The following is a 21988-nucleotide window of genomic DNA, read 5'->3' as shown; positions in this document are numbered from 1 at the left end:
TTGCCAAGGACCTGCGCGGCAGAATGTCCCGTGAACACCGACATCCTCAACGCGCCTTGGCTCCGGGCCTGGGCCTCGAACATCACCACACACCTGCGGTCCACGGCTCGTCCCGGCGAAGTCGCTGCCCAGCACGGAACGCAAGGTGCAGTGGCAGCATTTCCTCAAGGTTGCCGCCCACGACCATGCCGTCGATTCCGTTTACCGAGGCGACCGCAGCCTTCACCAGCACTTCATCCGGCGCACCTTGGATGGGGAACCTCGGCGATCTCCGTAGCACCGGACGCAGACTTGTTCCCGCATGGCCCCCTCGCCGACGCTTTCCGGCACGCGATGTGCCTCTTTGACATCACCAGCTGCATCAACGATCTCGCCAATCATTAACCCCAGGTTGAGCGAGCTTCGCCCGCATCCTGCGCGGTACTGCCGTTCTGGTCAGCGATGGCTTGCTGAATGAGTGCAAGGGCCTGTCTGGCGGCGACAGTGAACAATCCCATGTTGCTGTTCCGCCTGCCGATCACGACCAGCAGGACGTTCTTGTCCACTGGAAAGGCACCTATGTGCCCCAAGGATCCTTCGAATACCGCGGCCCGTGGATCACCGAGTTCCGCCTGTCCGACGAACTGTGCGGAGAGGCCGATAGCGGCAGCCGCCATCGCAGCCACACCGTCGTCCTCGACGCCACGGGTATCACTGCACAACACCAAGCCGTCCCGGCTGGCTACCAGCAGGCCCGTTATATTGACGCGGTCGACCTGCTCGTGGATCTGCTGCAGCAGCTTCTCGTTCGTCACGCTGTGGGCTTCGGACGGTCGCTGCGCCACGGTTTCATGACGTCCTGGGGTCCCCTGCGGGGACGCCCGCCTGCGGGTCGGCAACGCCCTGGCCTTGCTGGGTTCCTCGGCTTTCATCCAGTTCACACGACCAGCTCGGATTCAATGCGCTTGAGGTAGTGGCGGGCCAGCGCGAGATTCGCCCGCTCCCGTTCCAGTACAAGGTACAGAAACAGTGTGGAATGGCCCTTCGCCGGCGCTAGCAGGCGGATCAGGTGATACTGGCGGTGCAAGGTGATGAGGATGTCCTCGATCTCGTCGTTCAGCTTGAGCGACGAGATCACTCGCAGCTTGGACCGCACGACCTCCGTGTTGCCCGCTGCGGCGATCTCCAAGTTCAGCCAGTCGCCGCCGCCCAACGTGCCAAGCGCCATCCCGCTTTCGTAGTCCACCAAGGCAACGCCCACCGCTCCAGTGATGGAAAGCGCTTCCTTCATGGCTGTTTCAATGTTCATGCCGCTGTTTCTCCTCATCTCACATTGGACCCGCGAACAGGTGACACGTGGCACTTCCCAGCCGTGCCAAACATGTTGGGACCTAAGCGGTGCGCTCACCTTAGGCTCCATCCACGCACACGTACATATCCATTCGGAGTAACCGAGATCCACTACTCACTGTCAGGCGGATAACTGGGGCCGAAGAAGACCAGAACGGCGGACAGAGACAAGGCCTTGGCCTGCCCCGCACCGGCCAAAGCTTTCCAGCGAGCCCGGTGACAAGGCGCCACAGGTACGGCCTCTGTGTAGATCGTCAAGCTGGAGCGGCGACAGACAGCAGGATGTACTTCACGCAACGGCGTCCCATACGAACACTTCGGCATGCATTCGTCGCATGAGCGCAGAAGCACTCTCGCTGCGCAGCATCGCGTGGCGGAGGACTCACCAGCAGGTAGCCTGCGACGAGCAGCGTGATCATTCGCGAATCCGGCGGCCCAGCGGATGACAGGCCAGGGTCGAACAAGATGGAGCAGGAGACAGTTACGAATCTTAATGATTGAGACTGTCTACATAGTCGGCCGTTCAGCACAGGCCGACTGCTCCAACTGGACGATCTTGGTAGGGACTTTCGCCCGGGCGACGAGTACGTTTCTCGAATCCGCAGCCTGGTCGCATGAGCCGGCGGCCCGACCTTGAGCCGGGCCTCGTTAACCTACCACCCGAGTCCACAATAGATCGAATCCGAACGCTGTTTCTCCAGTTCATTCAGACGAACGGTCTATCGTGGATGATCCATCAGGCGGTCACCGCGAGAGGATGTTGCGCTTTCGTACGGCTGTCCCTAAGGTTCCGCGAACGAAGACCTGCGCCGAGTGTTGATGGCTGACCGCTGGCGTCAACGATGCGCTGTCGGGCAACACATCTTAGTTGGTCGACCAGTTCTTGAATTCACGACCCATCCCTCACACCCACAAGCGATGCCCGGTGGGGCGTGCGACATCGGCTGCGACGCCGTCGCGGATCGGAGTTGGACATGGTGCTAGGGCGCGTTTCCTGGATCATGGGACCGGGTCGCGGAGCCAGATTTTGATCGACGCGACGTCGATGGTGGCTTGATAGACGATGTCGAGCTTGTCGTATCGGGTGGCCACGGCGCGGAAGCCTTTGAGTTTGTTGAAGCAGCGTTCGACGGTGTTGCGCTGCTTGTAGCCCTCGGCATCGAAGGCGGGTGGTCGACCGCCGGCAGAACCGCAGTTGCGCCGGTTGGCCTTCTGGTCGTTCTTGACCGGGATGACCGCCGTGATCCCGTGTGCGCGCAGGTAGCCTCGGTTACTCTTGCTGGAGTAGGCCTTGGCGGCCATCACTCGCCGTGGTCGGGTGCGGGGCGGCCCAGACCACGCCGCAGGATGCGGATGTGCTTGAGCAGCGCAATGAACCGGGGTGAGTCCCCGTGCTGGCCGGGGCTGGTCAGCCGGGCGATCGGACGGCACCGCCGGTCGGCGACCAGATGAATCTTGGTGCTCAGTCCGCCCCGGGATCGTCCCAGTGCCTCACGGCCGGGGCCGGATTTCTTGTCATTCGATGCCGCCCCCGATGTCGTCCTCACCGGTCGCCGGGCGGCGGGCCCCAGCGGCGTGCTGGTGGGCGCGGACCACGGTGGAGTCCACGCCCACCGTCCAGTCCGTTCCCTCGGCCTTGTCGCACCCGGCACGCAGGCAGTCGAGGACCCTCGCCCAGGTTCCGTCTTTCACCCATCGATTGTGTCGCTTGTAGACGGTCTGCCAAAGCCCGTACTACTCTGGCATGTCCCGCCATGGACATCCGGTCCGGGTTCGCCAGAACACACCGTTGATTGTCGCGCGGTGATCGGCCCACCGACCGCCGCGGCCGGGATTGACCGGTAGCAACGACCGCAGCGACTGCCTGTGAGGTTCCAAAACGTTGCATTGCGGTCTTGACATGCGATGATCGTGCCTGACAACGAGAGGGCATGATCGTCGGACATGTGGTTACGGCTGGCGTATCTGATCTTCCTGCGGCTCTGTGGCTGGCTTGTCTTGGTCGGCCGGTCCTCGGCGTCCAAGGACGTGGAGTTGCTGGTGTTACGGCACGAAGTCGCTGTGCTACGCCGCATGAATCCACGTCCGCGAATGGACTGGGCGGATCGCGCAGTGCTCGCCGCGCTGGTGCGACGGCTGCCCAGCGTGCTGCGCCAGCATCGGTTGGTGACACCAGGCACGATCCTGCGCGGGCATCGACGCCTGGTGGCCAAGAAGTGGACCTATCCCCACCGAACCGGACGCCCTCCGATCGACCACACCATCGTCACTTTGATCGAACGAATGGCACACGAGAACACCAGTTGGGGATACCGCCGGATTCAAGGCGAGCTGCTCAAGTTCGGTCACCGAGTATCCGCCTCCAGCATCCGCCGCACACTCAAACGCTTGCGGATCCCACCAGCCCCGACCCGGGACTCGGACACGTCCTGGCGAAAGTTCCTACGCGCACAAGCAAAGACACTGTGGGCATGCGACTTCTTCCACGTCGACTGCGCAATCACCCTCAAACGCGTCTACGTGTTCTTCGTTCTCGAAGTCGCCACCCGCTACGTCCACATCCTCGGCACCACAACACATCCCGACGGACCATGGACCGCCCAACAAGCCCGCAACCTACTGATGGACTGGGTGACCGGGCTGACGACTTCCGATTCCTGATCCGCGATCGCGCCAGCCAGTTCACCACCTCATTCGACACCGTCTTCACCAGCGTCGGTATCGAGATCGTGAGGATTCCGCCCGGCTGCCCACGAGCGAACAGTTACGCCGAGAGGTTCGTCGGCACAGTACGACGCGAGATCACCGACCGACTGCTGATCATCGGTGAACGGCACCTGCGCACCGTGCTCGCGCAGTACGTCACGCACTACAACACTCGCCGTCCCATCGAGCCCTGCACCTGAAGCCACCACGATCGGACCGCCCCAACCCACCCGAGGGTCCCACACAGATTCGCCGCCACCCCATCCTCGGCGGCCTAATCAACGAGTACGAACCCACAGCAGCTTAAAGCGCAGGTCACAGCCACAGGGCCGACTTCTGAAACCCCACAACTTCGCCCACCAATGGCACCGAATACCGCAGTCACGACGAGCAGAACGCCCGCCATCGGCGCCTGTGCCCGCTGACACAACGAGTCAGTTCCTCCGGACCCAGGCTGTGACACTGTTGGCCTGCGAGTTCTTCCACGTCGACTACGCGGTCACGCTCAAGCGCGTCTACCACATGGAAGCAATTTCTGGCCAACCAGACCCACGGCATGTTAGCGATAACATGATCCTGTCGACTGCGGCAAGAGTACTCACCGTTTCCGCTGAGAGCATTGATCTGCGCGTGCGGCGAGGTTATGTTAGCGCTCACTTTGGACGACGGAGTTCAGCGGAGGGCCGACATGTTCCCTGCTCGTTCGACGACGGTCTGGCGCAGACCGCTCACGGCGATCCTCGGCGTCCTGGCCCTCACGGCGTCGTTCTTAGACGTCACGGCAACCCCCAGCGCGGCTGCGACGCTCGACCAAGGGCTGGTCGTCCGCTACGACCTCACCCAGAGTTCCGGCAACGCCGTGACCGACACGTCCGGCAACGGCAGGAACGGCACGCTGAGCGGTGACGCGACCTGGCAGGGCGCCGAAGGACTGAGCCTCGGCGGCGCGAACGGCCACGTTCGCCTGCCCAACGACATCATGCGCGGGCTCACGGGCATCTCCGTCTCCGTCCAGGTCAACGTCGCAACCGACCAGGGCACCCCTTACTTCATCTGGGGACTCGGCCACACGCTGAACGGCGTCGGCAACGGCTACCTGTTCACCACGGGCGACCAGTTCCGCACCTCGATCGCGACCGGCAACTGGTCGACCGAGCAGACGGTCGCCTCTGGTCGCAACCTCGCGCGCGGCAGCTGGCGCACGCTCACCTACACCCTCGCCGGCGGCGTCGCCATCCTGTACGAAGACGGCATCGAGGTGGCCCGCAAGACCGACGTGACGATCACCCCGGGGGCGATCGGCGACGGCACCACAACCGCCAACTACCTGGGCCGTTCCGTGTACACCTCGGACAAGTACCTCAAGGGACTCGTCCGCGACTTCCGCATCTACGACCGTGCCGTGACCGCGGACGAGGCCCGCGCGCTCGGCGAGCGGACCGCGGCGGGCCGGGCAGCTGCCGACGCCGCGGCACTCGACCTCGGCAACACGTCCGCTGTCACAGAGAACCTCTTCCTGCCAGTGAAAGGCGCGGGTGGCTCCACGATCTCCTGGTCCTCCAGCAACCCTGCCGTGGTGTCGGCAAAGGGCGTGGTCACCCGGCCAACTCCGCGTGCCGGCAATGCGACGGTGACGTTGACCGCGACCGTCTCCTACGCGGGTCACGCTGCGACGCGCACGTTCACCGTCACAGTGCTGGAGGACATCACCGACCGGCAGAAGGTCGCGAACGCGTTGGGGGACATCGTGATCTGGGACCAGGACGCGGTTCGCGGCAACATCACGCTGCCGACCAAGGGCGCCCGCGACGTCACGCTCACGTGGTACAGCAATGACCCGCGCGTGGTCAGCGCGTCCGGTGTGGTGACCCGGCCGCCATACGGATCGAAGCCCCGCAAGGCACATCTGTGGGTGCGTGCGTCGAAGGGATACGCGAGCGGCGGGCGTGACTTCACGCTCACGGTGCTGCCGCTACCGAAGCAGGAAGCGCACGAGGGGTACATGTTCGCGTACTTCACCGGTGAGGCCACACAGGACACCGAGCAGGTGCATTTCGCTGCCAGCCGTGGGAACGACCCACTGCATTGGGACGAGCTCAACGGCGGCCGCCCTGTGCTGCGGTCGCAGTACGGCGAGACCGGGGTGCGTGACCCGTTCATCATCCGCAGCCCCGAAGGCGACAAGTTCTATCTCATCGCGACCGACCTGCAGATCAACGACGGACGCGGATGGGGCCAGGCGCAGCAGCACGGCAGCAAGTACCTGGAGATCTGGGAGTCGACCGACCTCGTCACGTGGTCCGACCAGCGGCACGTCCGCGTATCGCCTGACACGGCTGGTATGACGTGGGCGCCGGAAGCGACCTACGACCCGACCATCGGCGCCTATGTCGTCTACTGGGCCACGAGCCCCTACGCGGTCGACGACGTCGACCACACCGGTCCGACCTACCCGCGGATGATGTACTCGACCACCCGCGACTTCCGGACGTTCACCGAGCCGGAGGTCTGGAACGACCCTGGCCAGGGCGTCATCGACTCCACCGTCATCAAGGACGGCGACTACTACTACCGCCTCACCACCGACGAGAAGGTCATCGGGTCCTGCACCCGTGACATCGTGCTCGAGCGTTCGAAGGACCTGCGTGCGGTGGACCTGCCGACTACGAAGCCGCGCAAGTGGGAGCTGGTCGACGACTGCATCCGCACCAGCCTCGGCACCGACTGGGTCGAAGGCCCGACTGTGTTCAAGTCCAACGACGGCAAGAAGTTCTACGCTTTCATGGACGAGACACCGCGCCGCGGATACATCCCGTTCGTCACCGACTCCCTGTCGAACCCGAACTGGCAGATCCCGGCGGACTACCAGCTACCGGCGCGCCCACGCCACGGCACGGTCCTTCCTGTCACCAAGGCCGAACTGGCCCGGCTACGCCAGGGCCCACCGCCGATGACCGCCAACAGGAACGGCGTCATCGCCGACTACGACCTCACCAACGGCTCGGGCACAACGGTCGCGGACCGCTCCGGGAACGGCCGCAACGCCGTGCTCCACGGTGATGTCGCCCGTTCGTCGGACGGTCTCACCTTTGGCGGCAAAGACGGTTACGTGCATCTGCCGAACAACCTCATGACGGGACTCAACGAGATCACCGTGTCCGCGCGGGTCTGGGTCGACCCAGGCCAGCAGACGCCGTACTTCCTGTTCAACCTCGGCAACAGCACGAACAACGCCGGAAACGGCTACCTCTTCGCCACCGGGGACGCCTACCGGGCAGCCATCGCGTCCGGCGACTGGTCGACCGAACGCAACGCCAGCAGCGGACGGAATCTGGCCCGTGGCACCTGGCACACACTGACGTACACGCTTTCCGGTGGAACAGCACGACTCTACGACAACGGAACCGAAGTGGCCCGTGTGGACGGTGTGACAACGAAGCCGGGTGATCTCGGCGGCGGCATCACGACGTCGAACTACATCGGCCGGTCCGCATACGGATCCGACAAGTACTTCAAGGGCAAGATGGGCGGCTTCACCGTGTGGAACCGCGGTCTGACCACGTCGGAGATCCTGGGGCTGCCGGGCAACGAGACGGCCGTCAGCTCGGTGCGGCTCGACGCCCTGAAGGTGCCCGCGGTCATCGACAGCCAGGCCGGGACCATCGTTCTGCCCGTCAAACCCGGTACGAACCTGCGTCGCCTGGCCCCTCAGCTCGAGGTCGCGGACCGCGCGAAAGTGTGGCCCCGCAACGGATCGTGGCAGGACTTCACGAAACCTGTGACCTACATAGTCACGGGAGCCGACCGGAGCAAGCGCACCTGGACGGTACGTGCGGCGGTCATGAACAGCCCTGTCCTGCCCGGCTTCAACGCCGACCCCAACATCGTCAAGTTCGGCGACACCTACTACATCTACGCCACCACCGACGGCTTTCCCGGTTGGTCGAGCACCTCGTTCGACGCGTGGTCGAGCAAGGACCTCGTGCACTGGACCAGACATCCGGGAATCCTCGACCTGGGCCCCGGGGTGTCCTGGGCAGACAGCCGGGCATGGGCCCCGGGCATCATCTCGAAGAACGGCAAGTACTACTTCTACTTCTGCGCCGACGCGAAGATCGGCGTCGCGGTGGCCGACTCCCCCACCGGCCCGTTCACCGACGCGTTGGGCAAACCGCTGATCGCAGCGAACCCGACCGGCGGCGGCCAGCCCATCGACCCCGCGGTCTTCACCGACGACGACGGCCAGAACTACCTGTACTGGGGCAACGGCGAGGCCTACGTGGTGCCGCTGAACGCCGACATGATCTCGTTCGACGCCACGAAGATCAAACGGATCACCGGGCTGGACGGGTTCCGCGAAGGCCTGTTCATGACCAAGCGTGCCGGCACCTACCACCTCACCTGGTCGATCGACGACACCGGCAGCGAGAACTACCGCGTCGGCTACGCGACCGCCACGAGCCCAATGCTCGACGGCCTCACCCAACGCGGCGTCATCCTCGAGAAGAACCCGTCACTGGGCATCCTCGGCACCGGGCACCACAGCATCGTCCAGGTCCCGGGAACCGACGACTGGTACATCGCCTACCACCGCTTCGCCATCCCCGGTGGTGACGGCACCCATCGCGAGGTGACCATCGACCGCCTGCGCTTCAACGCGGACGGCACGATGGCCAAAGTCGTGCCGACGCTCGAAAGCATCACCCCGCTGGCGAAATGATGGCGGTCGTCATCACGGCTTGACGTGATTCGATCGTCACCCATTCCGTGGCCCCGTGGGCGCCGCCGCCTGTCCCCTTGCTCGAGGCAGGTGTCATCGAGGTACGCGCTGACCTGTGCGCCAACCTGACAGCGAGAAGTGACCTGAACCGCACGTTCATTACAACGAACCGCCTGTCCTGGCGAGAGGTCACGCGGTGGGTGCGCTTGCCGAAAACCTCATCCGTGCTGGTCAGACCCTGTCCGCGTCAGTATCAGGACTGTCGGCCTTCGGGGCTGGGGTCGCCACGGCAGGATGATCGGCCGTGCTGCTACGACTGGCCTACCTCGGCCTCACTAACACTTTCGCCATGCTTCGCCTGATCCCAATGAGCGACCGCGACAAAGGCTCGGAGTACTGCAACGGCAACTCGGTGGCACGCGCCCACGGTTCAGTCCAGCCGACCGGGTACTGCTCGCCGCACTCCTGCACCGACTACCGCACCAAACCTTGCACAGACTCAGCCTGCTGGTACAGCCAGACCTCATCCTGCGCTGGCACCGCGACCTGCTCCGCCGACGCCACGCCAGAGTGTCCAGACCGAAACGTCCCGGCCGACCCCGCACCATCTGATCCATCCGAATGCTCGTCCTGCGCCTGGCGAAGGAGAACCCGAGCTGGGGCTACCGCCGCATCCACAGCGAACTCCTTGTGCTCGGCATCAAGGTCGCCGCATCAACCGTATGGCAGATCCTCACCGACACTGGCATCGACCCCGTACCCGAACGGGCCTCGAGCACCTGGGCCCAGTTCCTCCGATCCCAAGCAGAGGTCCTGCTGGCCTGCGACTTCTTCGAAACCGTCACCCTCACCGGCGCCCGCATGTACGTGCTGGTGGTGATCGAGCACGCACAGCGCAGGATCCACATCCTCGGCGCGACACCACATCCAACCGCGGCATGGGTGACCCAAGCCGCCCGCAACCTCGTCATGGACCTCGAAGACGCCAGTTGCCGAGCACGGTTCCTGATCCGCGACAGAGACGGCAAATTCCCTCACCTGGTCGACGTCATCCTCGCCGACGCCGGCATCCAGGTCGTGCTCAGTGGAGTTCAGATGCCCCGAATGAACTCGATCACCGAACGCTGGATCCAAACCTGCCGCCACGAACTGCTCGACCGCACCTTGATCTGGAACCAACGACACCTACTCCACGCACTACGCGAATACGAGCAGTTCTACAACACCCACCGGCCATACCAGGGCATCGCCAACGCCCGACCACTACAACCACTGCCATAGCCGATCACCGATCCAGCCCAGATCAGCCAACCCGACATCCACCGACGACAGCGGCTGGGCGGCATCCTCAACGAGTACCACCACGCCGCCTGACCAGCTCGGATGACATTTTCGGCAAGCGCAGCGTCGACCCGCCCGAGGCGGTTCACCCGTGCTGTCCTTCGCCCTTGAAACACATTCCCAGCAACTCAGCAAGAATCCGTCGTGCCGACGACGAGGTGCTTCTTCAACGGCACCGTGGTGTCGGCGGCCGCGTCCCTGGGCAAGGTCATACTGCGCGTCAACGCCTTACGTACCACCAGAAAGTCTGCGGGACTATTGACGCATTCGGCGGCCACCAAGTGCCCGTCCCGGTACCGCAGCGCGGTGTGCTGTCCAGGTCGGCTGCCCGTGCGGACAACAACGTCGTCGCTCGCGCATGCCAGTCCTGCGATCTGCAGTTTGAGGCTGCCTTGGTCAGACCAGAACCACGGAACACCGCGGTAGGGCTGCGGTGAGCCGACAAGTGTGGTGGCGGCGGCTCTGGCTTGTTCCACGGCGTTGTCGACGCTCTCCAGCCGCAGACGCCGTGCCGGACGTGGGATTGGTGAAGGGTCGGGCAGGTTGGCGCAGTCGCCGATAGCGATGGTGTGCCCATCCGATGCCAATGAGAAGGCATCCACAACGATTCCGTCATCGCAATGAAGGCCGGCGGCACGTGCGAGTTCGTCGCGCGGCCGTGCGCCCACACCGACCAGAACGAGCTGGGCTGGCAGCCGTACACCATCATCGAGCTCGACCGCGGTGACCGCGCCGTGGTTGCCGCCGATGAAGCGGCGAGGGCGCACACCAGTGAGGACCCGAATCCCGGCAGCGCGGTGTGCGGCCTCGACGACCTTCGCTGTGTCGGTACTGACCACGCGGTTCATCAACGCCGGGGCCGCCTCCACCACAGTCGTCCGCACCCCAACGGCGGCCGCACTCGCGGCGACCTCCAAACCGATGAAGCCACCGCCGACCACGACCAGATTCTCCACTGTGGACAGATATCGGGTGAGGACTTCGGCGTCATGGATGTCCCTGAGCACCAGAACTCCGTCGAGGTGCGCGCCCTCGATCGGCAGACGGCCGGGCACGGCGCCGGTGGCCAGGACCAACCGGTCGAACGACCAGCGGCGTCCAGAGGCGGCGGTGGCTGTGCCCGCTCCCCTGCCGGTCAGGTCAAGATGCTCAACGTGTTCGTCCAGCACCAGGCCGATGGTGTTCTCGCTGTAGAAGCCGTCGCTGCGTAACGACAAGGAGTCCGCCGTTCTGCGCGGGAACGCCTTGGACAACGGTGGCCGAGCATAAGGCGCGTGCGGTTCGGCTCCTACAACAGTGATGGGGCCTTGCCAGCCAAGCTCGCGGGCGCTGCTCGCGAGCTGCACGCCTGCCTGGCCCGCACCCACGACCAGGAGATGTCCTGTCACAGCTGGGCTTCCGGGATGGTCACGTGGACTTCCTGGCCATCGGACAGCACGAGTTGGCAGGACAGCCGGGAGTTGTCCGCGCGGTCGGTGGCAGCGACGTCGAGCATGTCGTCCTCGTCCTCGCTGACCGGTGGGAAGTCGTACCCCCCGTCGAGGAAGACGTGGCAGGTCGCGCAGGACAGCTCGCCACCGCACTGTCCGAGGATACCGGTGACGCCGTTGCGGACGGCGGTCTGCATGACGGAGTCGCCCGCGACCGCCTCCACGACCCGCTCGGTGCCGTCCGGCTGTGTGTAGAAAACCTTGGGCACGCGGATCACCACGCGACCGGCACGTTGGTCATGGGCTGAGTCAGCACGTCCCGGCGAACCTCGGGTTCACCGGCCAGGCGCAGGTTCGGGATGCGCTTGAAGATCTCGGCCATGCCGACCTGCAGTTCCATCCGGGCCAGCGGCGCACCGAGACAGTGGTGCAGACCGTGGCTGAGCATCAGGTGCGGGTTGTCTTTTCTGGTGATGTCGAAGCGACCCGGGTCGGCCATCACGGCCGGGTCGTGGTTGGTGGCATTCGGGTCGATGCAGATCGCCTCCCCCGCCGCGATCAACTGCCCGTCCACGACGATGTCCTCGGTCGCGACGAACGGGACCAGTCCCCCGCCGCCGCCAATGGGGTTGCCCAGCGCGAACGCACCGTGGCGCAAGACCTCTTCAGCCGCGGTGGGCGCCAGCCCGTCGGGGTCGGTCAGGAACAGCGTGCGCTGCTCGTCGCAGTGCAGCAGCGACATGACGCCGGTGGTCAGGAAGTTGGCCGTGTTGTCGAATCCGCCGACGATCAGGATCAACGCGATGGGCAGGATCTCTTCATCGGTAAGGGTCTCGTCCTTGTCACGCGCGTGCGCGAGTGCACTGAGTAGGTCATCGCGCGGTTCCTCCCGCCGCTGCACGATCAGGTCGGTCATGTAGGCCGCGAGTTCCGCCAGGTCGGCGGCGACTTCCTGCTCGGTCTTGCCTGCCACGGCCATCGTGGAGGAGCTCCACCGTTCGAACTTCTCCCGGTCGGAGGACGGCACGCCCAGCAGAGAGCTGAGCATCTCCACGGGCAGTGGCACGGCGTATTCGGAGATGAAGTTACGCACTCCGCCGCGGGCGAGCATGCCGTCGATCAGTTCGTTGGCGAACGCGACGGCTGACGCGCGTATGTCACGCACTCGCCGGGGAGAGATGGCCTTCTGCACCAGCTTGCGCAGTTTCGTGTGCTGGGGTGGATCCTCGAACTGCAGTGTGGTGCGCAGGAAATCGGGGAACGGCACGAAGAACGGCACCACGCGCTCGCCGGTACGGAACGGTTCACGGACGAACCGGCGGTCGCTGAGGACCTGTTTGGCCGCGCGGTTGCGGTGCACCACCCAGACATCGCCGCCGTAGGGCATGATCACTTTGGTCATCGGGCGGTCGGCCAGCAGGCGCCGATAATGCTCGACCGCCTCGGGTGCGGGCAGTGGCGCGAACGGGTAGTCGATGGTGGTGGTCTCGGTCATCGTCCCTCCAGGATCAGGTCGTGTGGGGCTCGGGCACGGCCACGACCGCCGGCTGTGCTTCCGGCGTGAGGGCCATGACTTCGTCGAACCGCTCGGCCACGGTCTCGATGGTCAGGGCGGGATCGTGGATCCCGGCTGTGTTCACAACAGCCATGCGGCTGACGGCGCCACCCGCGGCGTTGAACACCTCGCCGGTCACCTTGCAGGCGGGATGAGTGAGGTACGCGGCGACCGGGGCGACGTGTTCGGGCAGCAGTTGGGTACGTAGATAGGCCAGGACTTCCTGGGACAGTGAGTCGGCGGAGTTCTCGGCCATGCGGGTGCCCGCGCCAGGCGCCAGGGCGTTGACAAGGATGCCGTGCTCGGCGCCTTCGATGGCGAGGTTTCGGGTGAGCGCGAACACCGCGCCCTTGGAGCTGCCGTAGTGGGCCATCAGCGGGTTGCCCAGCATCGCGGCGGAGATGGTGTTGACCACCCGGCCGCTGCCCGAGGCGATGAGGTGCGGCCACGCCGCCCGGCACAGGTACAGTGAGCCGAAGAAGTGGACATCGAGGTTGCGTTGGTACTCCTCGATGTCAATCTCATCGAAGTGTCCTGTGTGGACAATTCCGGCGTTGTTCACGACGGCGTCGAGCCGCCCGAACGTATCGATGGCGGTGCCGATGATCTTGGCGGCGCCGTGCTCGGCGGACACGTCGGCCCGGGATCCCACGGCCTGGCCACCGGCTGCGCGGATCTCGGCGACGACATCGGCCGCAGGGTCGTCGCCATCCACTCCGGACCCGTCGACGTGGGCACCGAGGTCGGCGACGACGACGCTCGCGCCGCGGGAGGCCAGTAAGAGCGCGTGGGCTCGGCCGATGCCGCGGCCCGCGCCGGTGACGACCACGACGCGGCCGGCGAAGGAGAGAGTGTCCACAACTATTCCCATCGATCAGGGGCGGTTGGCGCCGCCGCCAACGCGGACAGAGGCGGTCCAAACGGTGCCGTTCCGGTTGCGACGGGACTCTTCCCAGTCCATGACGTCCAAGCCCGCACAGATGAACAAGGTGCGCCGGTCGGTGCCGCCGAGAACACAAGCAGGTGGTAGCGCCTGCTCGAGGCTGAAGCGCACGATGTCGGTGATCGCGCCGCCTTCGACGAACCGTGCTACGGCCGGCACCGACGGCATCCCGGCCCAGACCCCGCCGTCGTCGTCGAGGCAGATACCGTCGGGCAGCGAGGGTGTGTCCGCGAAGACCCGTCGACCGCTCAAACGACCGTTCTTGTCACGGTCCAGCACGGTGATCCGGTTCGCGAACGCCTCCGCGGTCACCACCCGGCTCCCATCACCGCTGACGGCGATTCCGTTGGCACCGGCGAAACCGCCCAGCTCCTTCAGCGCGCCGACGGTGCCGTCGGGTTCGACGACCAGCAAGGCAGAGTCTTTCGGTGCTTCCCCGGCGAACAGCTCGAAACCGAGCTGGGTGACGTAGGCGCGGCCCTCGGCGTCGACAACCATGTCGTTGATCGGACCGGTGGCCAGATCCCGCAGGTCGGCGTACTCGCTCAGCCCCGCCCCGTCAAAAGCCAGCACAAGCCGCTCGTGCATCGAGGTCACGATCAGCCTGCCGTCCGGCAGCCAGCCGAATCCCCCCGGGATGACCTCGGTGCCGTTCACGGAGGTTCGTGTCGAGCAGTCGACGATGGTCTCCGGCACGCCGTCGGCGTCCAGTCGCAGAATCCGGTGGGCATACATGTCGCTGAACCACAACGCCCCCTCGTGCCATCGTGGACATTCGGCCCAGGTGTAACCCCGCGACAGCTCACGTGGCGCGATGGCGTTGGCGAAGGGGCCGAGGGTGGTGTCAGTCACGGAGTCCTCCTAAAAGGGAGCGGGTGGGCGAACTTGGCGCGCAGCAACGCGCCGATCTCCGCGATGGCGAGCCTGCCCCTGGCGAGGTAGGCGGACTGCATTACGAACCCGTGGTACGAGCCCGGATATCGGGTCAGCGTGGTCTGTACCCTGGCCTCTCGCAGCCGGTCGGCATAGCGCTCGCCCCAGTCGCGGAGCGGATCGCATTCAGCAGTGACCACAATGGCCGGTGGCAGACCGCCAAGGTCTGCCGCATATGCGGGAATGCGATACGGACTGTCCGGGTAGCCTTGCCCGCTGTCGGCGGTCTCGTTCAAGTAGAGGACATCGTCCCGGCTCAGGATCGGGGCGTCGGCGTTCTGGAAGATCGACCGGGCGGCCATGTCCCGGTCGAGTCCCGGATACATGAGCACCTGGCAAGCGATGGCGGGACCACCGCGGTCCCGTGCGGCGAGTGCCACTGCGGCGGCCAGGGTTCCCCCGGCACTGTCCCCGATGACGACAAGCCGGTCCACGTCGACGCGAAGCTCGTCGGCGTGCTTGGCGACCCACGACGTTGCGATATACGCATCGTCGAACTGTGCGGGTGGCGGGACCTCTGGAGCAAGGTGGTATCCAACCGATACGACGGTGGCAGCGCTCGAAGCGGCCAGGTTGCGGGCGAGCGGCTCGAAGGAGTGGATCGAGCCCATGCACATCCCGCCGCCGTGGAAGTACACGAGCACGGGCGCCGGACCACCCAAAGCCGGGCGGTAGACGCGTAGCGGGATGTCGCCGTGCGGACCGGAGATCACTCGATCCTCTGTCTCCGCCATGACCGGCAGTCCAGGCGGGTGCGGCACGGATTCAAGGGCCTCGCGTATCGCTGCGATGCCGCGTACCCGCATCGGAGGCAGTTCGGCGGTCGCCGACGCGATCGCTGCGGCGTCGGGATCCAGCAGGGACATCACGATCTCCAACGGTCATTCAGCGGGAACGGCGAACTCGTCAGACAGCAGGACGGGGGCGCGGCGGTGCGCCAAGATGTCTGCCCGCGTCGCCATGGCGTCACCGACAAAGCGTTGGGACGTCAGGTAGAACTCGCCTGCGGCTGCTTGGTGGAAGAAAGTGCGGGCCGCCTCGACCGGGTCCATCGCCTGCGCCTTGATCCTCAGCATGGCGGTGCGGTGTTCCTCCGCCGCCGCCACATCACCGTGCTCGACTGCGCCGGCGGATTCGAAGATGTTCGAGGCCACCGCGCCCGGCAGGACTGCTTGAACGTGGACGTGATGGGCGTGCCCGGCGAGTTCGACTTCCTGATAGAGGCACTCGGTGATCGCCAGTACGGCGTGCTTGCTCATGATGTACGGCGCCTGCAGTGGACTGGCGCTGACTCCTCCGATGGACGAAAGGTTCCACACCCACGACTGGCCCTGGTCGGCCAGCATCCGTGGCAGGAAAGCTTTGATGCCATGGAAAACGCCATTGATATTGATCTCGACAAGACGGTTCCAGTTGGCGACGGGCGTGTCCCACAGGTAACCGAACTGCTCCACACCGGCGTTGTTCACCAACAGCCTCACCGGGCCTGCCTCGGTGATGGTCCGTTCTGCCAGCCGTTCCAGCGCTGCGGGGTCGCGTACATCGCACGCGATGTCGATAGCGCGGGTGCCGATCTCCTCCAGTTCGGCCCGCAGAGCAGCAATCGCCGCCGTGTCGACGTCGGCCAGCACAACGGTCATGCCGAGCTCTCGGGCCGCGCAGCGGGCCAGACCGGCGCCGATGCCCGCCCCGGCTCCCGTGATCACGGCGACGCCGCCACCGAACAGTTCCTTGGCCGAACTCATCGACGGTTCTCCTCGCGCTCGGCGACGATCTCGCGGATCACCCGGACAATCGGTTCGAATGTCCGTTCAGGACTCACTACTGCCGGGGTGTCCATGTTGTTGTGGCAGATCGCCACGGCCAACTGGTCGCGCAGATCGGCCCAGGCGACCGAGCCGCCCGCGCCGGGGCTGTAGACGATGGCTCGATGGTCGCCCACCAGTGGGTCGGACGCGCCCGGCTCGCCGCCGAGCCAGAACCCGTTGGCGCCGAACCACACCGGGATGGTAAGCACCTTGTCCGGATCGTGTGCGCCTTGCCGCGGCCGGGTGAAGGTGGCCACCCTGTCTGGAGAGAGCAGCCGGACGCCGTCGAGTTCACCGCCCTCGGCGAGCATCGCGAAGATCCGCGCCACAGCACCCGCCGTAGCGATCGCGCCCGCACCGGGATCGACTGCCTGCTGTACGGTCGGCAAGTTGTGCACGTCGGATCCGGGGAAGACGGCCCGTGGACTGATGTTGTGCTCATCGACCATCGCGAACTCATTGCCCCCATAGAGTTTCGCCACCCGGGGCAGATCGCCGTCGGGCACCCCGAGATGGAAGTCGGTCACCCCCAGGGGCTTGCAGATTTCCTCGGCGATGAAGGTGTCGAAGGATCGGCGGGCCGGATCGGTGCGGCGCACCACCTCGCCAATAATCCAGCCCCACACAAGGATGTGGTACGCGCTCGCGGTACCGGGCTCGTAGATAGGGGTGAACTCGGCGATGCGCTCGGTCATCCAGTCCCAGTCGGCCAGAAGTTCCGGTGTGACTCCTTCTGGCATCTGCGGGATCCCGGCCCGATGTGAGAGTGCGTGTTCGACGGTGACGGTCTCCTTGCCGTTCACACCGAATTCGGGCCAGTAATGCGTGATCGGCGCCTGCAGGTCGACCAGTCCACGCTCTGCCTGCAGGTGTACGGCGGTCGCGGTGATGCCCTTGGTGACCGAGAAGACCGGAAAGAGTGTGCGGTCGTCGACCAGCCTGCCGGTCCTGGCATCCGCGACACCGGCGACTGCGTCGACAATCAGTTCGCCACGATGGTAGGCGGCGACGGCGATACCGGTCTCGCCCAGTTCCACCGCACGGTCAAGAGCCTTGCGAATGCGTGGATCTGCGATCATCGGCTCTCCTCGTGGCGGCTGGTTTTCCTGACGCTAGGCGGAGATCGGGCGTCGGTCGGGCGATGTTCCGGTGAATGGACGACTTCCGTGTGTTGTCAGGTGGTGATTTCGCGTTTTGTGATGAGCCAGCCGTCCCCCGTGCGTCGCAACTCGTCGCGGTAGGCGCCGACGGCGAGGATCGTGGCCGGTGTATCGCGGGACACGAGCAGGAAATAGGACCTCGCGATCGTGTGGTCGCCGTCGACGTGCACTTCCATATTGGTGATCACGTGGCGGTGGCCCGAGGCCGGTCCGGCATACCCGAGGTCTCGCATCGACTGGAGTCCCGCGAGAACCCCTGCCCGGCCACGCCAGGTCGTGCCCGTCATCGCCCATTCGACGTCGTCGGCGAGCAGGCCGCCGATCTCGTCGATCGTGCCTTCGTCGGCTAGGCGGGCGAACGCGTACAGGACGTTGGTGATCTCCACTCGCCGAATGTGCACCCCGTCGGCAAGCTCGGGAGTGGGAGGTGTCCACTGACCGGACGATTTTGTTTCGGTGTGCGCGCTGTTCCGCCACCTTGGTGTCATGACGGACCTTGCGGTGGTGGTCGAGGACGGTGTCGGGCTGCTGGAGATGCGCCGCCCACCGGCCAACTACTTCGACGAACAGCTCATCAGCCAGATCGTCGGGGCCGCGCTGGAGCTCGAGGAGGACCCTCGCTGCCGGGCTCTGGTCCTGGCATCCGAGGGCAAACACTTCTGCGCCGGCGCGAACTTCGGCACGGGCGGTGGTTTCGAGGACCGCGTCGCTGTGTCGGAACGGTTGTACCGGCGGGCAATCCAGCTGTTCGAGGTCAAGACTCCGATCATCGCGGCCGTGCAGGGCGCGGCCATCGGCGGCGGTCTCGGTCTGGCATGTGCGGCTGACTTCCGTGTCGTGGACGCCTCGACTCGCTTCGTCGCCAACTTCTCGCTGCTCGGCTTCCACCATGGGTTCGGGCTGAGCGTCACCCTGCCCGATCTGGTCGGCAGGCGGGTCGCCGCCGACATGCTGATGACCGGACGGAAGGTCGGCGGCGAGGAAGCCGTCCACATCGGACTTGCTGACCGGCTGTCCGAACCCGGTCGTCAACGCGAGACCGCATTGGCGTTGGCACGCTCCATCGCCGCCGCGGCACCGCTCGCGGTGCGATCGATCCGCGCGACCCTGCGCGCAGACCTGCCACAGCGCGTCCGGGCGGCCTTGGACCACGAACTAGCCGAGCAAGCTCGCCTGTGGGCGACACGCGACTGTGCCGAGGGCATCGCGGCCAGCCTTGAGCGGCGGTCTCCAGTGTTCGTCGGCGAATGACGGCGGCTGCCGCCTGGTCCACGTGGATCAGGCGGCAGCCGCGGTGGTCAGTCCTTCTTCGCCGTGGTGAAGAGATAGTCCTGCGGCGCCGGTTCGCGCAGCATCGTCCAGTAGTCGACCAGGCGCCACGGGCAGCTGACCCACGCCCGCCCGGACTTGTTGCGGTAGTAGCCGTTCGCGGTGCCACCGTGTTTCCAGACGGTCTTGTCCAGTTCGTCGTCGACTCGCCGGTTGTACTCGTCCGTCGCCTCGCGGGTCGGCTCCATTGCGGTGAACCCGTTCTCCACCAGGTATTGCAGGCTCTCCACGACGTAGTGGACGTGTTCCTCGCTGGTGACGTTGTGCCCGCCGCCGTGGTTGGGAGCGGCGTTCGGGCCTGCGGTGACGAACAAGTTGGGGAAGCCGGGCACGGTGATGCCCAAGTATGCCCGTGGGTTGTTCTCTGCCCACTCGTCAGCCAGCTTGATCCCGTCGCGGCCGACGACGTCCATGAAACTGAGGTATTCGAGTTTGAAGCCGGTGGCCCAGATGATGACGTCGGCAGGCAGGAAGTCGCCTTCGGTCGTCACGACGCCGTCCGGGCGGATCTCGGAGAACGAAGCCGAATGCACCGTCACGTTGGCCCGCTTGACCGCTTCGAAGAAGCCGGGGTCCTTCACGATCCGCTTGGCGAACGGCGGGAAGTCCGGCGTCAGCTTCGCCTTCAGGTCGGGGCGGTCGGCGAACGCCCGGTCCAGGTAGTCCAGGCAGACCTGCATCAGCATGTCGTTGGCCGGCGAGGCCGAGACGTGGGTGGCGTTCCACTCCTCGTCGATGCGTGGGACAGCCCAGCCCTTGTCCGCGGCCCACCAGTAGGTCTTGACCCGGAACCATTGGTGGAAATAGGGAATGTTCGCCAGCGCCCACCGCACACCGTCGGGTACGTCTTCGCTGACGCTGCCTTCCGGGACGACCCAGTGCGGCTGGCGCATCATCACGGCGAGGGACTCGACCCGATCGGCGATGCTGGCGACAACCTGGACTGATGTGCAACCGGTACCGAGGATGACCACGCGCTTGCCGTCCAGGTCCACATCGGACCGCCACTCGGCGGTGTGCATCATCTCCCCGGTAAAGGTGTCCGCACCCGGGATCTCGGGGATGGACGCGCCGTTGAGCACGCCAGTGGCCGTGACGACCGCGTTGGCCCGATGGGTCCGCAGGGTGCCGTCGGAGTGCCGGGCAGTGACGTTCCACGCCTGCTGGTCCTCGACCCATTCACAGCCAAGAACCTTGGTGCCGAAGGAGATGCGCGGGTAGAGGTCGTACTTGCGGGCCACGCCATGCAGGTAGTCCAGATACTCCGGCCCGGTCGGGTAATACATCGACCACCGCGGGTTCAGTTCGAACGAGTAGGAGTAGAAGTGGCTCGGTGTGTCGACCGCAGCGCCTGGATAGACGTTGCGCGACCACGTTCCGCCAAGCTCGTCACGTTCTTCGAAGACCTGGTACCGGAAACCGGCCTCACCGAGCTTGATCGCGGCGTTGAGCCCGATCATGCCGGCGCCGATGACGGCGACCGTGAAGTTCTCCGGGGGAGTGCGGTTACGTGGGACGACCGGCTGTGCGGGTTCGAATCCGCCCTGCTCTCGCAGGTGGGCAACGTACTCGTCGCCGATAGCGTCGTTCACGCACACTTCGGCCATCCGCCGGAACAGAACCTCGTCCGGAACGGTGATCCGCGGAATCAACGCACTACCCAGCAACGTCCGCGCTCGCTCACGGATCTCATCAGCGACGCTTTCCGGATACTCCCCCATGGTCGTCGTGGGTGCCGCGTCGAGCTTGGCCTTGAACTCGTCCACAAGGTCCGTGTCGCCGGTGAGATGCACCAGGGCCATGAGCAGGGCACCCGGCTCGGCGACATCGATGGCCTGCGACAGGGCTGCCTGGTCGACGTCGGTGACGGGCGGAACGACATATGTCGGTTGGTCCGGGGAGATCAGGCTCATCGGTTACTGGTTCCTTGTGGTCGCTATGAGGCGGACGGGGCGACCGCGCAACCTGGTCACTCCTGAAGCCGCGTACCAGATGTCCATGGCAGCCATGCGCACTGCGGCGACGGCCTTGTCAGTCGGCATCGCGTCGGCGGGCCCGCACAACGACAGCGCCGCACGGAGGTTGCTCTCCGACGGCCCGATAGGCGCGGCGACGGCTGCGATCCCCACGGTGCAGCCTTGATCGTCGACAGCGACGCCGCCGCGGTCGCGGACCCGCTCAAGGTCTCGGCTCAGCTGCGTGCGGGTGCGAATCCCGTACGCCGTCGCGGGCGACGGAAACGCCAGCTCGGGCCACTCCTCTGACTGGGCGAGCAGGGCGCGGCCGGCCGCTGAGTGCACCGCGGGTTGCCTGGCCCCGAGGCGCCATCCCTGCTCCTGCTCGGGCCAGTGGCCGATCCGTTCAAGGTGCAGCACGTCCGAGGAGACGAGCACGCTCAGGTGGGCGGTGAGCCCGGTCGAGTGGTGCAGGCCGTGCATGAAGGGCAACGCCGCCTGATGCACGCGATCCCGCCGGACGACCTGCGAGCCGAGTTCGAACATCCGGATTCCCAGCGTGTACTGGAAGCCCTGGCGCTCGACCCAGCCCAGCTCGACCAGCCGCTGCAGGATCCGGTGCGCCGAGGACCGGGGCAGATGCGCCCGCCGGGAGATCTGTGCCAGCGTGAGCCGGTGATGGCCGTCGAAAACCTCCAGCAGTGAAGCCACTCGGTCGATCATGGCGGTGGGTGTGTCCTGGCTCCGCGCCGTTGTCTCCGTCGTGGTCACGGTCACCT

General features: G+C 65.5%; 19 protein-coding genes and 1 pseudogene. 5 read left to right on the top strand and 15 right to left on the bottom strand.

Features of this window, described 5'->3' with window-relative positions:
* Positions 1-82 precede the first annotated feature (82 nt).
* From B9C43_RS57305 to B9C43_RS60385, 4 genes and pseudogenes are all read right to left on the bottom strand, one after another.
* Complete coding sequence (locus B9C43_RS57305; RefSeq protein ID WP_160097391.1) at positions 83-232, bottom strand: hypothetical protein; 150 nt, start codon at positions 230-232, stop codon at positions 83-85.
* 148 nt (positions 233-380) lie between these two features.
* Positions 381-911 (bottom strand): roadblock/LC7 domain-containing protein, encoded by a 531-nt coding sequence (locus B9C43_RS53525; protein WP_084434882.1) that lies wholly within the window; start codon positions 909-911, stop codon positions 381-383.
* Between the two features lie 5 nt (positions 912-916).
* Entirely contained in the window at positions 917-1288 is a 372-nt protein-coding gene (locus B9C43_RS53520) for a hypothetical protein (RefSeq protein ID WP_084434857.1), read from the bottom strand.
* Positions 1289-2328: 1040 nt separating this feature from the next.
* Positions 2329-3231, bottom strand: a pseudogene (locus tag B9C43_RS60385) (IS5 family transposase).
* Between the two features lie 42 nt (positions 3232-3273).
* Here B9C43_RS60385 and B9C43_RS59380 point away from each other — a divergent pair.
* From B9C43_RS59380 to B9C43_RS59370, 4 genes are all read left to right on the top strand, one after another.
* Complete coding sequence (locus tag B9C43_RS59380; protein WP_235039385.1) at positions 3274-3990, top strand: hypothetical protein; 717 nt, start codon at positions 3274-3276, stop codon at positions 3988-3990.
* On the top strand, positions 3921-4235 hold the full coding sequence (locus tag B9C43_RS59375) for an integrase core domain-containing protein (protein WP_235039384.1): 315 nt from the start codon (positions 3921-3923) through the stop codon (positions 4233-4235). Before B9C43_RS59380 ends, B9C43_RS59375 begins: the two co-directional genes overlap by 70 nt.
* A 488-nt stretch (positions 4236-4723) precedes the next feature.
* Positions 4724-8755: a family 43 glycosylhydrolase gene (locus B9C43_RS53505; protein WP_084434856.1), complete on the top strand. Its 4032-nt coding sequence runs from the start codon at positions 4724-4726 to the stop codon at positions 8753-8755.
* A gap of 621 nt (positions 8756-9376) precedes the next feature.
* Complete coding sequence (locus B9C43_RS59370) at positions 9377-10036, top strand: integrase core domain-containing protein (protein WP_235039383.1); 660 nt, start codon at positions 9377-9379, stop codon at positions 10034-10036.
* A gap of 188 nt (positions 10037-10224) precedes the next feature.
* Here B9C43_RS59370 and B9C43_RS53490 read toward each other — a convergent pair whose 3' ends face one another.
* The 9 genes from B9C43_RS53490 to B9C43_RS53450 form a co-directional block, all read right to left on the bottom strand.
* Positions 10225-11484, bottom strand: a complete 1260-nt coding sequence (locus B9C43_RS53490) for an NAD(P)/FAD-dependent oxidoreductase (protein ID WP_084434855.1) — start codon at positions 11482-11484, stop codon at positions 10225-10227.
* Entirely contained in the window at positions 11481-11795 is a 315-nt protein-coding gene (locus tag B9C43_RS53485) for a 2Fe-2S iron-sulfur cluster-binding protein (protein ID WP_084434881.1), read from the bottom strand. Before B9C43_RS53485 ends, B9C43_RS53490 begins: the two co-directional genes overlap by 4 nt.
* A gap of 5 nt (positions 11796-11800) precedes the next feature.
* The gene (locus tag B9C43_RS53480; protein WP_084434854.1) at positions 11801-13021 is read right to left on the bottom strand and encodes a cytochrome P450; all 1221 of its coding nucleotides are present in this window, start codon (positions 13019-13021) and stop codon (positions 11801-11803) included.
* A gap of 13 nt (positions 13022-13034) precedes the next feature.
* On the bottom strand, positions 13035-13940 hold the full coding sequence (locus B9C43_RS53475) for an SDR family NAD(P)-dependent oxidoreductase (RefSeq protein ID WP_200826129.1): 906 nt from the start codon (positions 13938-13940) through the stop codon (positions 13035-13037).
* Between the two features lie 15 nt (positions 13941-13955).
* Positions 13956-14876 carry an SMP-30/gluconolactonase/LRE family protein gene (locus B9C43_RS53470; RefSeq protein ID WP_084434852.1) on the bottom strand — a complete coding sequence of 307 codons (921 nt, stop codon included), beginning with the start codon at positions 14874-14876 and terminating at the stop codon, positions 13956-13958.
* Entirely contained in the window at positions 14873-15823 is a 951-nt protein-coding gene (locus tag B9C43_RS53465; protein ID WP_084434880.1) for an alpha/beta hydrolase, read from the bottom strand. The genes B9C43_RS53470 and B9C43_RS53465 overlap by 4 nt, the downstream gene beginning before the upstream one ends.
* Positions 15824-15838: 15 nt before the next feature.
* On the bottom strand, positions 15839-16702 hold the full coding sequence (locus tag B9C43_RS53460) for an SDR family NAD(P)-dependent oxidoreductase (protein WP_084434851.1): 864 nt from the start codon (positions 16700-16702) through the stop codon (positions 15839-15841).
* The gene (locus tag B9C43_RS53455) at positions 16699-17844 is read right to left on the bottom strand and encodes a serine hydrolase domain-containing protein (RefSeq protein ID WP_084434850.1); all 1146 of its coding nucleotides are present in this window, start codon (positions 17842-17844) and stop codon (positions 16699-16701) included. Before B9C43_RS53455 ends, B9C43_RS53460 begins: the two co-directional genes overlap by 4 nt.
* Positions 17845-17939: 95 nt before the next feature.
* Positions 17940-18311: a nuclear transport factor 2 family protein gene (locus B9C43_RS53450; protein WP_084434849.1), complete on the bottom strand. Its 372-nt coding sequence runs from the start codon at positions 18309-18311 to the stop codon at positions 17940-17942.
* Positions 18312-18411: 100 nt separating this feature from the next.
* On the opposite strand from B9C43_RS53450, the gene B9C43_RS53445 reads away from it, so the two are divergent.
* Positions 18412-19176, top strand: a complete 765-nt coding sequence (locus tag B9C43_RS53445; protein WP_084434879.1) for an enoyl-CoA hydratase/isomerase family protein — start codon at positions 18412-18414, stop codon at positions 19174-19176.
* A 47-nt stretch (positions 19177-19223) separates the two neighbouring features.
* Here B9C43_RS53445 and B9C43_RS53440 read toward each other — a convergent pair whose 3' ends face one another.
* Both B9C43_RS53440 and B9C43_RS53435 read right to left on the bottom strand, forming a co-directional pair.
* Positions 19224-21167, bottom strand: a complete 1944-nt coding sequence (locus tag B9C43_RS53440; RefSeq protein WP_084434848.1) for a flavin-containing monooxygenase — start codon at positions 21165-21167, stop codon at positions 19224-19226.
* A 3-nt stretch (positions 21168-21170) separates the two neighbouring features.
* Positions 21171-21980, bottom strand: coding sequence for an IclR family transcriptional regulator (locus tag B9C43_RS53435; RefSeq protein ID WP_235039382.1), 810 nt, complete (start codon positions 21978-21980; stop codon positions 21171-21173).
* Positions 21981-21988 lie beyond the last annotated feature (8 nt).

The organism is Kibdelosporangium aridum (genome assembly GCF_900176515.1).
Taxonomy (GTDB): domain Bacteria; phylum Actinomycetota; class Actinomycetes; order Mycobacteriales; family Pseudonocardiaceae; genus Kibdelosporangium; species Kibdelosporangium aridum.
This window is presented reverse-complemented; position numbering and strand designations above follow the sequence as displayed.